The sequence below is a fragment of the Paraburkholderia sp. J63 genome (assembly GCF_905220245.1).
Classification (GTDB): Bacteria; Pseudomonadota; Gammaproteobacteria; order Burkholderiales; family Burkholderiaceae; genus Paraburkholderia.
Genome location: NZ_CAJMZF010000004.1, coordinates 219,446 through 238,700 on the forward strand (window position 1 = coordinate 219,446; position 19,255 = coordinate 238,700).

14 protein-coding genes are annotated in these 19,255 nt (G+C 66.2%); 9 read left to right on the top strand and 5 right to left on the bottom strand.

Features of this window, described 5'->3' with window-relative positions:
• Positions 1-4: 4 nt before the first annotated feature.
• Together U5775_RS06920 and U5775_RS06925 are read right to left on the bottom strand one after the other, a co-directional pair.
• Positions 5-3,094 carry an efflux RND transporter permease subunit gene (locus U5775_RS06920; RefSeq protein WP_322057379.1) on the bottom strand — a complete coding sequence of 1,030 codons (3,090 nt, stop codon included), beginning with the start codon at positions 3,092-3,094 and terminating at the stop codon, positions 5-7.
• A 12-nt stretch (positions 3,095-3,106) separates the two neighbouring features.
• The gene (locus tag U5775_RS06925; RefSeq protein WP_322057380.1) at positions 3,107-4,303 is read right to left on the bottom strand and encodes an efflux RND transporter periplasmic adaptor subunit; all 1,197 of its coding nucleotides are present in this window, start codon (positions 4,301-4,303) and stop codon (positions 3,107-3,109) included.
• Between the two features lie 318 nt (positions 4,304-4,621).
• Between U5775_RS06925 and U5775_RS06930 the strand changes: the two genes are divergently transcribed.
• The 3 genes from U5775_RS06930 (at position 4,622) to U5775_RS06940 (ending at position 9,603) form a co-directional block, all read left to right on the top strand.
• Positions 4,622-6,157: a HAMP domain-containing sensor histidine kinase gene (locus U5775_RS06930; RefSeq protein WP_322057381.1), complete on the top strand. Its 1,536-nt coding sequence runs from the start codon at positions 4,622-4,624 to the stop codon at positions 6,155-6,157.
• A complete protein-coding gene (locus U5775_RS06935; protein ID WP_322057382.1) occupies positions 6,142-7,515 on the top strand; it encodes a sigma-54 dependent transcriptional regulator in 1,374 nt (457 codons plus the stop codon). Before U5775_RS06930 ends, U5775_RS06935 begins: the two co-directional genes overlap by 16 nt.
• A gap of 165 nt (positions 7,516-7,680) precedes the next feature.
• A complete protein-coding gene (locus U5775_RS06940) occupies positions 7,681-9,603 on the top strand; it encodes a potassium transporter Kup (protein ID WP_322057383.1) in 1,923 nt (640 codons plus the stop codon).
• Between the two features lie 77 nt (positions 9,604-9,680).
• Here the strand turns inward: U5775_RS06940 and gfa are convergent, their stop codons facing one another.
• A complete protein-coding gene (gene gfa / locus U5775_RS06945) occupies positions 9,681-10,256 on the bottom strand; it encodes an S-(hydroxymethyl)glutathione synthase (protein ID WP_322057384.1) in 576 nt (191 codons plus the stop codon).
• Positions 10,257-10,612: 356 nt separating this feature from the next.
• Here gfa and U5775_RS06950 point away from each other — a divergent pair, with 356 nt between their 5' ends.
• The gene (locus tag U5775_RS06950; RefSeq protein WP_322057458.1) at positions 10,613-11,398 is read left to right on the top strand and encodes an ABC transporter substrate-binding protein; all 786 of its coding nucleotides are present in this window, start codon (positions 10,613-10,615) and stop codon (positions 11,396-11,398) included.
• Between the two features lie 48 nt (positions 11,399-11,446).
• On the opposite strand, the gene U5775_RS06955 is transcribed toward U5775_RS06950, so the two are convergent.
• On the bottom strand, positions 11,447-12,397 hold the full coding sequence (locus U5775_RS06955) for a LysR substrate-binding domain-containing protein (RefSeq protein WP_322057385.1): 951 nt from the start codon (positions 12,395-12,397) through the stop codon (positions 11,447-11,449).
• 159 nt (positions 12,398-12,556) lie between these two features.
• On the opposite strand from U5775_RS06955, the gene U5775_RS06960 reads away from it, so the two are divergent.
• Positions 12,557-13,720 (top strand): M20 aminoacylase family protein, encoded by a 1,164-nt coding sequence (locus U5775_RS06960; RefSeq protein WP_322057386.1) that lies wholly within the window; start codon positions 12,557-12,559, stop codon positions 13,718-13,720.
• Positions 13,721-13,779: 59 nt separating this feature from the next.
• A complete protein-coding gene (locus U5775_RS06965) occupies positions 13,780-14,559 on the top strand; it encodes an ABC transporter substrate-binding protein (RefSeq protein WP_322057387.1) in 780 nt (259 codons plus the stop codon).
• 52 nt (positions 14,560-14,611) lie between these two features.
• On the opposite strand, the gene U5775_RS06970 is transcribed toward U5775_RS06965, so the two are convergent.
• Positions 14,612-15,559: a LysR substrate-binding domain-containing protein gene (locus U5775_RS06970; RefSeq protein ID WP_322057388.1), complete on the bottom strand. Its 948-nt coding sequence runs from the start codon at positions 15,557-15,559 to the stop codon at positions 14,612-14,614.
• A gap of 211 nt (positions 15,560-15,770) precedes the next feature.
• On the opposite strand from U5775_RS06970, the gene U5775_RS06975 reads away from it, so the two are divergent.
• Genes U5775_RS06975 through U5775_RS06985 form a run of 3 tightly spaced genes read left to right on the top strand, consistent with a single transcriptional unit; the run spans position 15,771 to position 19,230 of the window.
• Positions 15,771-16,856, top strand: coding sequence for an aromatic ring-hydroxylating dioxygenase subunit alpha (locus U5775_RS06975; protein WP_322057389.1), 1,086 nt, complete (start codon positions 15,771-15,773; stop codon positions 16,854-16,856).
• A gap of 1 nt (position 16,857) precedes the next feature.
• Entirely contained in the window at positions 16,858-18,051 is a 1,194-nt protein-coding gene (locus U5775_RS06980; RefSeq protein WP_322057390.1) for a 2Fe-2S iron-sulfur cluster-binding protein, read from the top strand.
• A 54-nt stretch (positions 18,052-18,105) separates the two neighbouring features.
• Positions 18,106-19,230 (top strand): DUF2817 domain-containing protein, encoded by a 1,125-nt coding sequence (locus tag U5775_RS06985; RefSeq protein ID WP_322057391.1) that lies wholly within the window; start codon positions 18,106-18,108, stop codon positions 19,228-19,230.
• Positions 19,231-19,255 lie beyond the last annotated feature (25 nt).

Consider the following 19,255-nt stretch of genomic DNA (forward strand, 5'->3'; position numbering starts at 1 on the left):
CGCCTTACTCCGCGGCCGCGTCGGCGTGGCCCGGCGCAGGCTTGCTGAAGAAGTCCTCGACGCGATGCAGCGCGAGATACATCACGGGCGTCGAGAACAGCGTGAGGAGCTGGCTCACGATCAGGCCGCCGATGATCGCGATGCCGAGCGGATGCCTCAGCTCCGAGCCCATGCCGGTGCCGAACGCGAGCGGCAGCGCGCCGAACAGCGAGGCCATCGTGGTCATCAGGATGGGCCGGAAGCGCAGCTCGGCGGCGCGGCGGATCGCTTCGACGGGCGCGAGCCCTTCGTTGCGTTCGAGTTCGAGCGCGAAGTCGATCATCATGATCGCGTTCTTCATCACGATGCCGATCAGCAGCACGATGCCGATCAGGCCGATGATATCGAACTGCGTGCCGGTGATGACGAGCGCCGCGAGCGCGCCGAGCGCGGCCGAGGGCAGCGTCGAGAGTATCGTCACCGGATGGATGAAGCTTTCGTAGAGAATGCCGAGCATCAGGTAGACCACGACGATGGCGGCCGCGACGAGAAACGCCTCGTTCGAGAGCGAGGCCTGGAACGTGGCCGCCGAGCCTTCGAGCGAGGCCTGTACCGTGGCCGGCAGGCCGATGCGCGCTTCGGCGTCCTTCAGGTGCGAGAGGGCGGTACCGAGCGTGTAGCCCGGTGCCAGGTTGAACGAAACATCGGCATAGGGGAACTGGCCCTGGCGGTTGATCGTCACGGGCACGGGCACGATCTTCATGGTCGCCATCGAGGCGAGCGGGGCCACGCCGCCCGAGGACGTATCCACGTAAAGGCCGTCGAGCAGATGCGCGACGCCGCTCGACGTATGATCGGCGGCCAGCACGACGTGGTACTGGTTCAGTTGCGTGTAGATGGTCGAGACCTGGCGTTGGCCGAATGCATCGTAGAGCACGTCGTCGATGGCCTGGGGTGTGATGCCGAGGCGCGAGGCCGTGTCGCGGTCGAAGCTCAGCTGGATCTGGTTACCTTCCTGCATGGACTGGCTCTGCACGTCGGCGAACGCGGGGTCGGCGCGCAGCGCGGCAATCAGCTTGCCGGTCCACTCGCCTAGCACGGCCGGGTCGGTCGCCTGGAGGCCCACGCGATAGCTCGTGGTGGAGATCGTGTCGTCGAGCGTGAGGTCCTGCACCGGATGCAGGAACAGGCGCATGCCCGCGTCGCTCGCGGTGGAGTCCGCGAGGCGGCGGATCACGGCGGCGCTGCTGTCGCGATCGCCCTTGTCCTTCAAGTTGATGAGGATGGTGCCCTGGTTGAGCGTCGGGCTCGTCTGGTTGATGCCGATGAACGACGAGAGGCTGGCCACCGCCGGGTCCTTGAGGATCTGCGCGACCAGTTGCTCCTGCTTCTGGACCATGTAGGGGAACGAAATACCGGGCGCGGCCTGCGAGATGCCTTCGATGAGGCCCGTGTCCTGCTCGGGAAAGAAGCCCTTGGGCATGAAAAGGAGAATCGCGAAGGTGAGCGCCGCCGTCACGGCCACCGAGATCAGCGTGAGTACGCGGTGTTCGAGCACCCAGCCGAGCCCCTGCACGTAGCGCGCGTTGATCTTGTCGAAGAAGTCGGCGCGCTGCTCTTTTTCATGTTCGGCGTCGTGCGGCTTGAACATGCGCGAGCACATCATCGGCGTGAGCGTGAGCGAGACGAACGCCGAGATCACGATGGCGATCGCGAGCGTGAGCGCGAATTCGCGAAACAGCCGCCCGACCACGTCGCCCATGAAGAGCAGCGGAATCATCACCGCGATCAACGATACGGAGAGCGAAATAATCGTGAAGCCGATCTGCTTCGCGCCCTTTAGCGCCGCTTCGAGCGGCGTCTCGCCCATCTCCAGATGGCGCGTGATGTTCTCGATCATCACGATCGCGTCGTCCACCACGAAGCCCGTTGCCACCGTGAGCGACATCAGCGTGAGGTTGTTCAGCGAGAAGCCGAGCCCATAGGCCACCGCGAGCGTGCCGATCAGCGAGAGCGGCACCGTCACGGCCGGAATGATGGTGGCCGCGAGCTTGCGCAGGAAGATGAAGATCACCATCACCACGAGCGCGACGGCCACGCCGAGTTCCTCCTCGACGTCCTTCACCGAGGCGCGGATCGTCTGCGTGCGGTCGGTCAGTACGTCCACCTTGACCGTGCCGGGCAGGCTCGCGCGCAACTGCGGCAGCACCTGCTGCACGCGGTCCACCACGTCGATCACGTTGGCGCCGGGCTGGCGCTGGATGTTGAGCACGATCGAGGGCTTGGCGTTGGTCCACGCGGCCTGGCGCACGTCCTCGGCGCCGTTCACGGGATGCGCGATCTGCGAGAGGCGGATGGGCGCGCCGTTCTTGTACGCGATCACGAGGTCCGTATAGGCATCGGCGCTTTGCAGCTGATCGTTGGCGCCGATCGAATACGACTGATAGCGGCCGTCGAGATTGCCCTTCGCCTGGTTCACGTTCGCTTCGGCGAGCGCGGTGCGCACGTCGTCGAGCGACATGCCCAGCGAATTGAGCGCGCCCGTGTTGGTTTCCACGCGCACCGCGGGGCGCTGGCCGCCACTGATCGTCACGAGCCCCACGCCCGAGATCTGCGAGATCTTCTGCGCGAGGCGCGTATCGGCGAGATCCTCGATCTTCGTGAGCGGCAAGGTGTCGGACGTGAGCGAGAGCGTGAGCACCGGCGCGTCGGCGGGATTGACCTTGCTGTAGACGGGCGGATAGGGCAGGTTCGCGGGCAGGTAGCTCGCCGACGCGTTGATCGCGGCCTGCACTTCCTGCTCCGCGACGTCGAGCGAGAGCGAGAGATCGAATTCGAGCGTGATGACCGACACGCCGTTCGAGCTCGTCGAGTTCATCGTCTTCAAGCCCGCCATTTCGCCGAGCTGCACTTCGAGCGGCGCGGTGATGGACGAGCTCACGACGTCGGGCGCGGCGCCGGGGTACTGCGTGTAGACCTGGATCGTCGGGTAGTCGACTTCGGGCAGCGCGGAGACGGGCAGCAGGTGATAGCCGAGCAGGCCGGCGAGCAGGACCGCCACCATCAGGAGCGACGTGGCGATGGGCCGCTCGATGAACGGGCGCGAGATATTCATGAGCGCGGCCTGCTAGTGCGAAGCGGACGAGGCTGACGAAGCGGCGGAAGCGGACGAAGCACCCGAAGCCGACGAGGTAGACGCCGTGGACGAGACCACGCGCACGAGCGAGCCGTTGTCGAGCTTGTCGGCGCCGTCGGTGACCACGCGCTCGCCGGCCTTCACGCCGCCGTCGAGAATGGCCGTGTCGTCGCCGTTCACGGGGCCCGTCTTCACGTTGCGCAGCACGACCTTGTTGCCCGCGCCCATCACGAACACGAAGTCGCCGTTGGTGCCGTGCTGGATCGCGACGGTCGGGATCACGGGCACCTGGTCGAGCGTGTCGGCCTGCATGCGCGCGTTCACGAACTGGTTAGGGAACAGCGCATCGCCCGCGTGATCGAATTCGGCGCGCACCTTGACCGTGCCCGTGGTGGTGTCCACCTGGTTGTCGAGCGCGAGCAGCGCGCCCGTGGCCAGCAGCTTGCGCTTGTCGCGGTCGTAGGCGAGCACCTTCACGGCGCCGCGCGCCATCGCTTCGTGAATCTGGCCGAGATAGTCCTCAGGCACCGCGAAGATCACGGTGGCGGGGTCGAGCTGCGTGATGACGGCCATGCCCGTGGTGCTCGTGGTGCTCACATAGTTGCCGGGGTCCACGAGGCGCAGCCCGATCACGCCGTCCACGGGCGAGGCGATCGTGCAATAGCTCACCTGCACCTGGAGGCTCTTCACGTTGCCGGTGTCGGCGGTGACGGTGCCTTCGTCCTGCTTGACGGTGGCGGCCTGGGTGTCGAGCGTCTGCTGCGTGACCGAGCCGATCTTGATGAGGCTCTGGTAGCGCTGGAGGTTCAGGCGGTCGTTGGCGAGCGTGGCCTGGTCGTGCACGAGCGTGCCCTGGGCCTGCTGCAACTGCGCTTCGAGCTGGCGCGAGTCGATGTGCGCGATCACCTGGCCTTTCGTGACGTGCTGGCCTTCGCGGAAGTCGACCGAATCGAGAATGCCGTTGACCTGGGTGACGAGCGTGACCGTGCGGATGGCCGTGACGGTGCCGAGCGCGTCGATATAGACGGGCACGTCGGCGAGCTTCACGGTCTCGGCCGAGACCGGCACGCCGCGCGGCGCCGCGGGAGGCGGCGCGGCGGGGCGCCGGATCAGGAAGAACCACGCCGCAACGGCGATCAGCAGCACCGCGGCGGCGAGCGCCGTCCAGTGGAGGGGTTTTCTTTTCATGACGGCTCGGTCACGCTGGGAGGGATAAAATTTGCGAAGTGCTACTGCAAGGGTCGTGCCATACGTGTGGTGAGCGATGCGGCCTGGGTTGCGCGGGCATCGGATGGGGGCGGCGGGCGCGAGTCTGTCGTGAATTCCAACAGGCGGTGTCATGATTCGCGACACTTGTGGCCGTCCCGATCGCGTACATCGCTTACACGCTACGCACGCGCTGCGTGCCCGCGCGACGGCAGCGCGGGTGGCGCGCCCCTGGCACGGCTTTCGCATTGGAGCTTGCCCTTGCTCTCTTCACCCCTGAAAACCGGAAACTGGACCGACATGCTTCGATCCCTGCGCGGCCGGCTGATCCTGCTGCTCGTTCTTCTCGTTGGCGCGGCGCTGGCGACCGGCATCCTGATGGTGAGCCTGTTCCATCAATCGGCGGCCGCGCAGCTCGGTCAGGCGGCGGCCGAGAACAGCCGCGCCTGCGATTCGATCGCGTCGGCATATCGGGCCTACATCGCCCAGGGCGGCGAGGCCCGCACGGACCCGAAGCTGCGCGACGTCGCGCTCGACGGCCCCGAGGGCGCGGCCTTGCGCGGCCGCCTGAGCACGCTGCTCGCTAACGCGCTGCGCACGCGGCCCGGCGTGCAGGGCGGCGTCTGGAGCGGCGCGACGGGCTCGCTCGCCTATGCCTACCCGACCTACGTGGGCGCGGTCCAGCGCACCGATCCGCCCGCGGGCGAGCTGCCGCGCATTCGCGAGCTCAACGCGCAGGCGCTCGCGAACGACCGCTCGACCAGCATCCGCTACAGCGGCCAGTCGCAAACGCTGCTGCTGGCCGCGTGCCCGCTGCCGGGGCCGGTCCCGCACCTGACCGCGTGGACGATGAGCTGGACGCTCACGTTCGCGGGCCGCAGCTACCATCAGCTGATGGCGGGTCTCGGCGTGCTGCTCGCGACCGTGCTCGCGGCGGCGGCGCTGCTCATGCATCTCACGATCACGTGGTCGCGCCACGTCTCGCAGATCGAAGGCGCGCTCAATGCCTACGACGTGGCCGAGCTGCCGGTGCTGCCCGCCACGCGCGAGCGCGAGCTCGACCGCATCGTGCTCGCGCTCAACGAGGCGGCGCGCCGGCTCGCGGCCGCGCGCCAGCGCGCCGACACGCTCGCGCGCCAGATGGCCACGGCCGAGCGCATGGCCGCGATCGGGCGCGTGGCGGCGGGCGTCGCGCACGAGATCCGCAACCCCATCGCGGCGATGCGCCTGAAGGCCGAGAGCGCCGTGGCGGCGGGCCCCGAGCGCCAGCCCCAGGCGCTCAACGTGATCCTCGGACAGATCGAGCGCCTCGACGCGCTCGTGCGGCGCCTGCTCAGCATCACCGAGCACGACGAGCCCAAGCGCGAGCTCGTTGCGGTCGGGCCGTTCCTCGACGCCTGTCTCGCCCAGCACGTGGACGTGGCGGCCGCGAAGCAGGTTACGATGACGCGCACGGGCGAACTGCGCGAAGCCCGCTTCGATCCCGACCAGATGCAGCGTGCGCTCGACAACCTGATTCTCAACGCGATCCACGCGGCGCCGCCGGGCAGCCGCATCGAAGTGACCGCGCGCAACGCGCCCGAAGGGGCCGTGTTTGCCGTGCACGACGAGGGCGCGGGGCCGCCCGCCGCGATCCTCGACCATCTGTTCGAGCCGTTCGTGACCGGGCGGCCCGACGGCACGGGCCTCGGCCTCTCGATCGTGCGCGAAGTGGCCGAGGCGCACGGCGGCATGGCGCGCCTGCGCGAGGCCGGCCGCCACGCGCCCAACCCGTCGAGCAAGCCCGCCGCCCACGGAACCACCTTTGAAATAGTGCTGCCATGGCCCACATCCTGATCGTCGACGACGACGAGACCATGCGCGACGCGCTCGCCGAAGTCGTGCGCGACCTCGGCCATAGCGTCTGCCTCGCCGCAAACGGCACGCTCGCGCTCGAACTCGTGGAGCGCGAGAGCGTGAGCGCGATGTTCCTCGACCTGCGCATGCCCGGCATCGACGGGCTCGAAGTGCTGCGCCGCCTGCGCGAGCGTCCGTCCGCGCCCACCGTCGCGGTGCTGACCGCGCACGCCACGGCGTCCAACACCATCGAGGCGATGCGGCTGGGCGCCTTCGACCACCTCACCAAGCCGATCGGCCGCAACGACCTCGCGCAGGTGCTCGAGCGCATGCTCGCGAGCATCGTCGAGCCGCAGCCGCCGGCCGCGCGCCCCGAGCCCGAGACGCTGATCGGTTCGAGCGAGGCGATGCGCACGGTGCAGAAGACCATCGGCGTGCTCGCCGACAGCGACGCCACCGTGCTCATCACGGGCGAAACGGGCACGGGCAAGGAGGTGGTCGCGCGCGCGATCCACGAGCACGGGCAGCACAATCGCGGGCCGTTGGTGGCCGTGAACTGCGCGGCCATTCCGCCCGACCTGCTGGAAAGCGAGCTGTTCGGCCACACGCGCGGCGCGTTCACGGGCGCGAGCGCCGACCGCGAGGGCGCGTTCCGCCAGGCCGAGCACGGCACGCTGTTTCTCGACGAAATCGGCGACATGGGCATGGCGATGCAGGCCAAGATCCTGCGCGCGCTGCAGGAGCGCGTGGTGACGCCGGTGGGCGGGCGGCCCGTGCCGGTGCAGGTGCGCGTGATCGCCGCCACGCACCGCGACCTCATGCGCGGCGTGCGCGAGGGCAGCTTTCGCGAGGACCTCTACTACCGGCTGCACGTGGTGCCGATCCATCTGCCGCCGCTTGCGGCGCGCATCTCCGACATCGTGCCGCTCGCCGAGCATTTCCTCGCGCGCGTGGGCACGCGCAAGCGGCTCTCGGCCGACGCCGCCGCGCATTTGATCCGCTATGGCTGGCCCGGCAACGTGCGGGAGCTTAAGAACGCGATGGAGCGCGTGGCCGTGATGGTGCGCGGCGAGTACATCCACGCGACCGATCTCGCGTTTCTCCAGGGCGAGCGCGCGGGCACGGACCCGGCGCTCGACTGGCCCGACGAGGACCTGCCTTCCGCGCTCGCGCGTCTCGAGGAAATGCTCATTCGCCGCGCGCTCGTGCACAGCAAGAACAATCGCACCGACGCCGCGCGGCGGCTCAACGTGAATCGGCAGTTGCTCTATGCGAAGCTCAAGCGCTATGGCATCGAGGTGTCGGACGACAAGGACGACAAGAGCGAAAAGGATGGCGAGGGCGACGACGGCGCGTAGGGCGGCAGGGGAGCGTCGGCTTAAAAAATGTAACTCATCAAAAAGGGCCGCAGATACAGCTATAAAACTAGAATAATTCGTAGTGCCCGCGCTCGCCGAACCGCTTGCAGCCATTTCGTAAGCAAAACGAAACGTCGGCGCATCTCGGGTCCACAGGAGGCAGACATGGGAGACTCCTCATCGGCCACGCCCGCGGCTGACGCGCACGGCGCCGAAGGGCACCAGCAGGCGCTCGGCGGCCTCGCGCTGGCGGCGCTCGGCGTGGTCTACGGCGACATCGGCACGAGCCCGCTTTACACGCTCGCCACGGTCTTCGATCCCGTGAACGGCCTGGCGCTCGATGCTTTCAATATCGTCAGCATCGTCTCGCTGATCTTCTGGTCGCTGATGATCGTGGTCTCGCTCAAGTACGTCGTCTTGATCCTGCGAGCGAACAACCACGGCGAGGGCGGGATCATGGCGCTGCTCGCGCTCGCCGCGTCGTCGGTCTCGCACCGGCCGCGCCTGCGCAACGTGCTGCTGATCGTGGGCGTGATGGGCGCGGCGCTCTTCTTCGGTGACAGCGTGATTACGCCGGCCATCTCGGTGCTGAGCGCCGTCGAGGGCCTCGAAGTCGCGGCGCCGGAGCTCAAGACCTTTGTGATTCCGGTGACGCTCGCCGCGCTGATCGTGCTCTTCATCGCGCAGAAACGGGGCACCGGCGGCATCGGCGCGGTGTTCGGGCCGGTGATGGTGCTCTGGTTCATCGTGATCGGCGTGGCCGGCATCGCCAATATCGCTTCCGCGCCGGTCGTGCTGGTCGCGCTGAACCCTCTGCGCGGCCTGGCCTTCTGCCTGCATCACCGCTGGCTCGCGTTCGTCGCGCTCGGCGCAGTGGTGCTCTCGCTCACGGGCGCCGAGGCGCTCTATGCCGACATGGGCCACTTCGGCAAGCGGCCCATCCGCATCACATGGTTCGGCATCGTGTTTCCCGCGCTCGCGCTCAATTACCTGGGCCAGGGCGCGCTGCTGCTGGCCAATCCCGGCGCCGTGCAGAACCCGTTCTACCGGCTCTTTCCGCAATGGGCGATCTTTCCGATGATCGTGCTTGCCACCATCGCGACGGTGATCGCCTCGCAGGCCGTGATCTCGGGCACGTATTCGATGACGATGCAGGCCATGCACCTCTCATTTCTGCCGCGCATGAACATCGTGCACACGTCCGATCGCGAGATCGGGCAGATCTACGTGCCCGGCATCAACTGGATCCTGCTCGTTGCCGTGATTGCCGCCGTGGTGGGCTTCGGCTCGTCCACGGCGCTGGGCTCCGCGTATGGCATCGCCGTGACCGGCACGATGCTCATCACGACCTGTCTCACGTTCTTCGTCGTGCGCTACGCGTGGCACTACAACTGGACGCTCTGCATTCTCGCCACGGCCTTCTTTCTCGTGATCGACACGCTGTTCTTTTCGGCGAACCTGCTGAAGATCGTGCAGGGCGGCTGGTTCCCGCTCGTGATCGGCGCAATCATGTTCACGATCATGGCGACGTGGGGCCGCGGCTGGCAACTGATGATGGCCGAGGCGCGGGCGCGCGCGGGCAGGAAGCCGCTCAAGCCCTACCTGGCCACGCTGCTCGCGAGCTCGCCCGTGCGCGTGGACGGGACCGCGATCTTCCTCACCCCCGACCCCAACTCCGTGCCGCACGCGCTCATCAACAATCTGCGCCATAACCGCGTGCTGCACGAATGTGTAGTTTTCCTCACTGTCGTGACGCGCAGCGTGCCCACGGTGCCTGAAAGCGAGCGCGCGAAAGTGGTGACGCTCTACCCGGGCTGCTATCAGGTGACGGTCGCCTACGGCTTCAAGGACGACGTGAATCTGCCGCAGGCGCTCGCGGCCGCGAGGGCGGCCGGGCTCGCGCTCGATCCCGAGCAGACCTCGTGGTTCCTGAGCCGCGCGCTCGTGGTGGCGGCGCCGGGCCGCGGCATGGCGTTCTGGCGCGGACGGCTCTTTGCGGTGATGCTGCACAACGTCGGCAATATTGCGGCGTACTTCAAGCTGCCCGCCAATCGCGTCATTGAACTGGGCGCGCGCGTCGAGATTTGATCGAGCGGGCAAGCGGGCGAGTGCTTCGGCGCATACGCGAGCGACGCGCCGAATAACGAATTCGCCACGCGGGCCGATTACGCCTCGCGATAAGTGCCCTTTGCCTTCGCCGCGTGCGTGGCCAGGATGTCCATCAGCGCGGGGCTCAGGCAATCATAGGGTTCGAGGCCGTGGTCGCGCAGGGTTTGCCGCACTTGCGTCATTTGCGAAGGCGGCGTGCCGCTCTCGATAACCGACGAAACGAATGCCGCGAAACCGGGGCCGTCCCAACCGGCATCGCGCGACAGTTCCGTGTGGATGAAATCGAGTCCGTAGAACGCGTGGTCCTTGTTCTCGATGCGGCCATACAAATGCGTGCCGCAAGCGGTGCAGGCATGGCGCTGGATGGGCGCTTTTTCGTCGACGACCTTGAGCTTTTCGCCGTGCGCCGTAACAGACAGCTTCTCGCGCGGCACCACGCCCACGACCGAGAACACGGCGCCCGCGGGCTTCCAGCACCTGGTGCAACCGCATGCGTGATTGAACAGCACCTGCGAGGCGACCTGCACTTCAACGGGGTCGCTGCTGCACTGGCAACGCAGCGTGCCACCCGCGAAATTTTCGGCGCCTTTCTTGATGCCCTGATCGACGGTCGGATGAAGTGCAATGGCCATGATGTGTCTCCTTGATGGCGCGTGAGCGCTGAACAATCGGTCGGATGATTCGCCCATTGCGGCGGGCGAAAGCGGCTGTTTCGGATACTGGGGACGAGTATAGGCCAATACTGGCGGGGAGTATACGAAAGAACATGGCGAACCGGGCCGCCCAAAGCGCGCCACATTTTAGAAAAACTTAAGCATCGTGCATCGGTACACCTCTATTCTTCGATTTTTTGACTCCCTATGCTTGGCCCAATGTCGTGATCGCGACCCCGAAAGCTGCACTGTTCTCGTTAACCCTCGCCGCACGCGCTCAGGTTTTTCGCCGATGCCGAAGGCGACCTTCCCGAACAGGAATTTCCATGATTGCCATGAAGAAGACGCTGGTGTGTCTCACGCTGTCGCTCGCGGCGCTTTCCGCATTTTCCGCCCAGGCAAAGACCTTGAGCGAGCTGAAATTCGGCGTCGATCCAACCTATGCCCCGTTCGAGTCCAAAGCGCCGGACGGCAAGCTCGTGGGTTTTGAAATCGATCTCGGCAACGAAATCTGCCGGCGGCTCCATACGAAGTGCGTCTGGGTGGAAACCGCGTTCGACGGCATCATTCCGGCTTTGCAGGGCCGCAAGTTCGATGCGATCCTCTCGGCGATGTCGGTCACGCCGAAGCGCGAAGCGCAAGTCGCGTTCTCGACCATGCTGTTCAATACGCCGAGCAGTCTGCTCGGGCCGCGAGGCTCGACGCTCGAGCCCACGGTGGCCTCGCTGAAGGGAAAGAACGTGGGCGTGGCGCAAGGGTCCACTCAGGAGGCCTATGCGAAAGCGTATTGGGCGCCGGCCGGCGTCAACGTGATCTCCTATGCGAATCAGGAACTGGTTTATACCGACCTGCGCTCGGGACGGCTCGACGCGACCTTGACCGACATGATTTCCGGCAGCAATGGCTTTCTGAAAACCCCGCAAGGGCAGGGTTATGCGTTTCTTGGCGCGCCGCTCAACGATCCGAAGACGCTGGGCGTGGGCGCCGCGATCGGCTTGCGCAAGAGCGACACGGAGTTGCGTGCGATGATCGATCAGGCGATTGGCGAGATGATCAAGGACGGGACTTATCAGAAGATCGAGCGGCGCTATTTCGATTTTGATGTGCTGGCGCGGCAATAAGGCGTGTTGCGGTGAGGGCTCGCCTTGAATGGGTGAACGGGGCGGGCCTCAAATCAGCAAATCCACCGACCTCAAGACATTGCGCGTATCGGCCGAGTCCGAGCGCTGCGCATCGTGCACGGCCTCCACGAGGCATTCGATAAAGCACTCGGACGCCACGCTCAACGGATGCCCGCTGCGCGAAATGATGCTTACCTTCGCATCCTCCAGCTGCTCGCGCACGGGCACCGCGCACAGCCCCTCGCGCGACGCGCTCACCTCCACGAGCGGCCACGGGAAAATGCTCGCCATGTCGCTATGCCTCAAGAGCGAGAGCGCGATCGAAAACGAATGCGCAAGATGAATCTTGCGCGGCATGGGCAGCTTGTGGCGCTCGAACATGTTCTCTGCGCTCGGCCCGTCGTTCGAGGGGTCCCACGTCAGCAGCCAGTCCAGATCGCAGAGTTCCGCGAGCGAGCGGCAATTCGCGCGCGGATGATCCTGCCGCACGACCACGGCGCACGACGAAGAAAACAGCGGCCGATATTGAAACTCCACGCCGAGATTGCCGGGCGTGGGCCTGCCGAGAAAGAAGTCGAGGCTGCCGTCGCGCAGCCGTGGATTCGCAATGGGCAGCAAGCCTTCGAAAAACTCCAGACGAATCTCGGGCATGCGCTCGGTGAATCGCCTCATGGTCTCGGGCAGAAACGTCATGGCGAGCCACGGCGTGATCGCGATCGAGAGCTTGCCGGTCGCCGTGCCCCGCATCGCGTCGACGGCTTCCTGCGCGCGCGCCATCTGGCCGATCATCAGCCGCGCATGGACCAGCAGGGTTTGCCCGAATTCCGTCAACGTCACGCCCGATGACGTGCGCACCACGAGCGGGATCTGCGCGGCTTCTTCGAGCTGGCGCAGGCTCTTGGTGATGGCCGCCGGCGAGGCGTCGAGCGCGCGCGCCGCGCCGCGAATGCCGCCGGCGTCCGCAATGGCGACGAGCGTTCTGAGTTGATGGAGTTTCATGCGCGTTTCGTTTGCGAACCGGCCTTGCGGTTCCAGACGGGTTCGGCGAGGTGTTAGCCAAAGGTTGCCACGTTCACGATTCTAGCTCTCCCTGGGTGCTTTCTGTCGGGATAGCTTAGGGGCAACTGTTCACCTTCCCTGTACACGGAGACGCGCACGATGACCGATTTGTCCGATATCCACGCCAGCAGCCGCGAAATGATCGAGTTGCGTCAGCGCATTCACGCGCATCCCGAGCTTGGCTATGAGGAATTCGCCACGAGCGATCTGGTCGCGCAACGTCTCGCGCAATGGGGCTACGAAGTGCATCGCGGGCTGGCGGGCACGGGCGTGATCGGGACGCTGAAGAACGGCAGCGGCACGCGCCGCATCGGCCTGCGTGCCGACATGGACGCGCTGCCCGTGCACGAGCAAACGGGCTTGCCCTATGCGAGCCGCCACGCGGGCAAGATGCACGCGTGCGGTCACGACGGCCACACGGCCATGCTGCTCGCCGCCGCGAAGCAGCTCGCGCAGACGCGCCAATTCGACGGCACGCTCAACCTGATTTTCCAGCCCGCGGAGGAAGGTCTCGCGGGCGCGCGGCGGATGCTCGAAGAAGGCGTGCTCGAGCGCTTTCCCTGCGATGCCGTGTTCGCGATGCACAACATGCCCGGCTATCCGGCGGGCAAGCTCGGCTTTCGCGCGGGCGCCTTCATGGCGTCGGCCGATCAGGTCACGGTGCGCGTGAGAGGCGTGGGCGGTCACGGCGCCATGCCGCACAAGACCGTCGACCCCGTGGTCGTCTGCGCAGCCATCGTGTTCGCGCTGCAAACGGTGGTCTCGCGCAACGTCGCGCCGCTCGACATGGCCGTGATCACGGTGGGCGCGATTCACGCGGGCGAGGCGTCGAACGTGATCCCCGACGAAGCGCACATGGCGATTTCGGTGCGCGCGCTGCGTCCGGCCGTGCGCGACGAACTCGAGCGCCGCATCAAGGAGATCATCGCGGCCCAGGCGGCCGTCTATGGCGCGCGCGCGGAGATCACCTACGACGCCAGTTATCCCGTGCTCGTGAACGACACGGAGATGACCGCCTTCGCCGAAAAGGTCGCGCGCGACTGGGTGGGCGAGGGCGGCATGATCGAGAATCTCGCGCCGTTCACGGGCAGCGAGGATTTCGCGTGGTTCCTGCAACGCTGCCCGGGCTGCTACCTGATTATCGGTAACGGCGATGGCGAAGGAAGCTGCATGGTCCACAACCCCGGCTACGACTTCAACGACGACATCCTCATGACCGGCGCGGGCTACTGGGTGCGTCTCGTCGAAAGTTTTCTCGTCTGAGCCGGTTCACGTCGCGCCCATCGTTCAATTCGTCGTTCAACCCTTGCGAAGGAACGTTCATGAAACGTACAGTGCTCTCGTGTTTGCTCACGCTGGTCGTGCTGCCGCTCGCGGCGCACGCGCAGGAGCCGCAGGTCATCCGCTTCGGCGTGGACCCGAGCTATCCGCCCATGGAATCGAAGGCGCCCGATGGCAGTCTGCAAGGCTTCGACATCGAGCTGGGCAACGCCATCTGCGCGACGCTCCATGAAAAGTGCGTGTGGGTCGAGCAGAGCTTCGACGGCATGATTCCCGCGCTCAAGGCCCGCAAGTTCGACGCGATCTTGTCGGCCATGTCGGCGACCGAGGTGCGTCGCCAGCAGATCGACTTCACGGACCGCGTCTACAACAGTCCTTCGGCGCTGATCGCGCGCGCGGGCTCGACGCTGCGTCCCACGGCGCAGGGGCTGCAGGGCAAGCGCGTGGGCGTCGTGCAGGGCTCGACGCAGGAGGCGTATGCGCGGCAGGAATGGGCGCCGCACGGCGTCACGATCGTCGCGTATCAAACCCAGGACCAGATCTACCAGGACGTGGCCACGGGACGGCTCGACGCGGCGTTTCAGGCGGCGGTGCAGGCCGATTACGGCTTTCTGAAGACGCCGCTCGGCAAAGGCTACGCCGTGGCGGGCGATGTCGTGAAGGACCCCAGGCTCACGGGGAATGGCGTGGCTATCGGCATCCGCAAGGGCGATGCGGCGCTCGAAGCGCGCATCAACGATGCCATCAGCACGATACGCAAGAACGGAACCTATCAGCAGATCGCCGCGAAGTATTTCCAGTTCGATATCTACGGCGATTGATTAGTCATCCTCTTGATGATTGAGGCATGCGTGAGCGTCGGCACCCGATGCCTCACGCGACCACGCGCAGCATGCTCTCGTTGCGTTGCTGCTGCTCTTTGGCGCGCGTGACCAGCCAGCGATGGAAGTTGCGGCAATGGGTCCGGTCGAAGGCGTTCGGCTTCCACGTGAGGAAGTAGGGCGAGGGCAACGCGAGCCCGAGCGCGAAGGGCATGACGAGGCGTCCCGCGGCCAGGTCGTCGCCTATCATCGAGCTTTGCGCGAGCACGAAGCCATAGCCGTCGATGGCCGCCTGGATGGCCACGCCAGACAGCGAGAACACGAGGCGGTTCTCGTTGAGCTCGCCGCAATCGACCTCGCTGGCGGCGAACCATTCGCGCCACGACGGCGGCGAGGCGAACTTCGGCAGCCAGTCCACCGATATCAGCGGGTACGCGAGAAGATCGGCCGGCGTCTCCAGCGGCGCGCCCGATTCCAGCAGGCGCGGGCTGCACACGGGCACCACGCAATCGCGGAACAGCTCGACGGCGTTCTCGGCATTCACGACCCGCTCGCCATAGCTGATGCGAAAGTCGATTTCGTAGCCATCGGGTGACGGCTCCGTATGCGTGCCGTCGAGATACACGCTGAGTTCGGGGTGCTCGCGCTGCCATTCGAGCATGCGCGGCGCGAGCCACTTCGAGAGCAGCGAAGGCAGCGCGCTGATGCTCAGGCTGCGCGAGTTCTTCGCGCGTTCGATTTCGGCGTGCGCCACGCGCAGGCTTTCGAACGCCGCCGCGCAACTCTCGTGGTACTGCCGGCCAATGGCCGTGAGGCGCAGCCGCTTGCCGTCCTTTTGTGTGAGATGCAGCCCCAGTGTGTCTTCGAGCAGCTTGATCTGCTGGCTGACCGCGCCCGCTGAAATGCCGAGGCGCCGCGCCGCTTCGCTGATGCCGCCGCACCGGCCGACGGCCTCGAACACCTGGAGCGCGCGTAACGGAGGAAAGCTGTTCGTGGTCATTTCGTCATCGTCTGCGTCATTGTCTGTATTGGCGGCGGCTATTCCGGTTATTAACGTTTTAGAAACTCTAAACGAACGGGCAGGTTTTTACATCTATTCTTTTATGTTTTGGCTTTTTATCCTTGCAAACAGTCGGAGGTGAGCGGCCCTCACAGAAACGTTCTGGGGCGCGAACGGACGAAAACGAAACCGGATTAGCGGAGACAAGGACATGTTTTTGAGGAATGCGTGGTACGTGGCGGCATGGGACGCGCAAGTGACGCGCGAGCTCGCGCCGGTGACCCTGCTGGGCGAATCGGTCGTGCTGTACAGGCGCGAAGACGGCACGCCCGTCGCGCTCGACAATGCGTGTCCGCATCGCAAGCTGCCGCTCTCGATGGGCCGGCTCGTCGGAGATGACGTCGAGTGTGGCTACCACGGCCTCACCTTCGATTGCGAGGGCGCTTGCGTGCGGGCGCCGGGCAGCCCGAGGATTCCGCCGGGAGCGAAGGTGCGCAGCTATCCGCTCGCGGAGCGCTACGGGCTGCTCTGGATCTGGATGGGCGATCCCGAGGCGGCCGATCCCGCGAAGATCGTGCAGATCGACGAATGGGGCGACCCCGCATGGGGCGTGAATCGCGGCGATGCGATGACGGTGGACTGCCACTATCTCTACGTCACCGACAATCTGCTGGACCCCTCGCACGTGGCATGGGTTCATCGCTCGTCGTTCGGCAACGCGGCCTGCGAAGCCGAGCCGCTGAAGACCGAGGTCGCGGAGCAGGGCGTGACGGTCTCGCGCTGGATGCGCGACGTGGAGGTCGCGCCGTTCTATGCGCAGTTCGTGCGCTTCGAAGGTCGTTGCGACCGCAAGCAACATTACGAGGTTCGCTTTCCGTCCCACGCGATCATCAAGGCCGTTTTCACGCCGGCGGGAACCGGTGGCGACGACGCGCCGCCGCATGCCGATGTGTTCCTCATGAACTCGTATAACTTCATGACGCCCGTGGACGCCGCGCAAACGCGCTATTACTGGTTTCAGACGCGCAACTTCTCGCCGGACGACGAGCAGGTCTCGCGCCAGTTCGACGAGGACGTGCGCCACGCATTCGAGGAAGACCGCGCGGTGTTGACGGCCGTGCATGCGGGCATGCGGGACGCGCGCACGCCGAACATCGACCTCGCCATCGACGCGGGACCGCTGCGCTTCCGGCGCGCGCTCGCGCAGATGATCGAGCGCGAGCAGGATGGCGCGAAGCACGACGAAAAGCCGGCGCAGCCCGTTCACGTCGTGCGTCGCGAGCGCGTGGAGCCGTGAAATGAACGATGTCGTCGATCCAGCGGTGGCGTTGGCGAGCCGCGCGCCCGCGGGCTTCCGCCGTTTGCGAGTGAATGCTCGCCGCCGCGAAAGCGCCTCGATCGTTTCGTTCGAGCTCGTTTGCGCAGATGGCGCGGCCTTGCCGCCGTTCGTGGCGGGGCAGTTCGTGACGCTGCGTTTGCCCTTGCCGGGCGGCGAAAAACTGCTGCGCACGTACAGCCTCTCGGGCGATCCCGCCGACACGACGCGCTGGCGGATCTCGGTCAAGCGCGAGCCGGCCCCCACAGGGCGCGACGACATATCGGCGGGGCGTGGCTCGTCATACCTGCACGACACGGTGCAGGCCGGCGACGAGTTCGACGTGGCGGGACCGTCGGGCGCATTCGTGTGCGGCGACGACACCGCGCGTCCCGTCGTGCTGATGAGCGGCGGCGTGGGCTTGACGCCGCTCGTGAGCATGCTGCATCGGTTGCGGGCAATGGAAGGCGCGCGGGACCGGCATGTGCATTTCATTCACGCCTGCGAGAACGGCGCGGTGCACGCGTTCGGCAGCGAAGTAGCGGCGCTGGCGGCGGCGTCTCCGAATGTGCATGTGCACATCTGCTATCGCGAGCCTTCCGCGCAAGACCGCCTCGCGCGCAGCTTCGACAGCGAAGGATTCATCACGCGCGAGACCCTGCAACGCTTGCTGCCGCTCGACGACTACGAGGTGTATCTCTGCGGCCCTCCCGCGTTCATGCAGGCCAACTGGCGGCTGCTGCGCAGCCTTGGCGTGGCGCGCGAACGCATCCACTACGAGTTCTTCGGCCCGGCAACGGTGCTGGAGGCCGATGCCGAACCCGCGCAGGAAGCATCGTCCGATACGCTCGGGCGAACGGAGCGCGACCGCGAAATAGATGCGAACGCAACGATAGTAAAATTCCACCCTCGCGCGGCGCCGGTCGTATGGGACGCCCGCTGCGAGTCGCTGCTCGAACTGGCGGAGCAGCACGGCTACGCGGTGCCGTTCAGTTGTCGCATCGGCATCTGCAATACCTGCGTGACGCCGCTCGCGGAAGGCAGCGTCGAGTACACCACCGAGCCGCTCGACCCGCCGCCCGCAGGGGCCGTGCTGCTCTGTTGCGCGAAGCCCGCGGGTAACGTGACGCTGGCGTTGTCCGAGGTGCCCGAGAGCGCGCTGAACGTGGCGACCTGAAGCGGCGCGCAAGACGACACGCCCCCACAACCCGTTTGATGATCCGAGGACTCCATGAAACCAGGCTTTCCCGTCGAAGCGGATTTCGACGCCCAGCGCCAGCATTTTCTTCACGCCGCGCAAGCGGCGGGCGCGACCGTGACCTCGTTCGCGCATCCGCTCAAGGGCCCCCACGGCGAAGCGCTCGCGACCGACGTCGCCTGGCTCGGCGACCCCGCCGCGTCGCGTGTGCTGCTGGCCGTTTCGGGCACGCATGGCGTGGAGGGCTATTACGGCTCGACGTGTCAGACGCAGTGGCTGCACGAGCTGGCCGCGCGGCGCTTGCCCGACGACGTCGCCGTGATGATGGTGCACCTGATCAATCCGTGGGGCACCGCGTGGGTCAGGCGCGTGAACGAAGACAATGTCGATCTGAACCGCAACTATGTCGATTTCGGCGCGGCGTTGCCGGTCAATGAGCGCTACGAGGCCCTGCACGAGATCTACGCGTGCCGCGATATCGACGGCGCCGGCAGGCGTCAGGCCGATGCGCGGCTGGCGCAGCAAGTCGAATCGCTCGGCTGGGCGGGCGTGCAGGCGATCGTGGGCGCGGGCCAGTATCGCCATGCCGATGGACTCTTTTACGGTGGCGAGGCGCCCACCTGGTCGAACCGCACCTTGCACGAGATCGTGCGGCGCTTCCTCGCGAAGGCGCGGGTCGCCATCTCGTTCGACCTGCATACGGGAGCGGGCGCGTTCGGCCACCCGATGCTGATGGCGATTGCGCAATCGGCCTATCCGGCGCTCGCCGATGCGCAGCAGCTCTACGGCCCGTGGCTCTACACGCTGCTCACGCACGCGGATGCCGCCATCAGCGAAACCGGCGTGGTCGCGCGCGCGACGGGCTATGCGTCCCAGGCCCTGCTGGACGCGCTGCCCGATACGCATCTGATGCAGCTCGTGGTCGAATGCGGGACCTACCCGGAAGCGCCCATGCACACGGCCTTGCGCGACGATCACTGGCTGCATCTGTACGGCGACCCGCACGATGCGCGAGGCCGCGCGATCAGCCGCGCATTGTTCGAATCGTTCCTGCCCGCCGATGCCGACTGGCGCGAACTCGTGTGGATGCGCACGCGGCAGATCTGGGAGCGCGCGCTCGCGGCGCTGCCCGGCATCGTGCCGAAGGGTGCTGCGTGAAGCGACGCTTGATCTGCTAGTATCG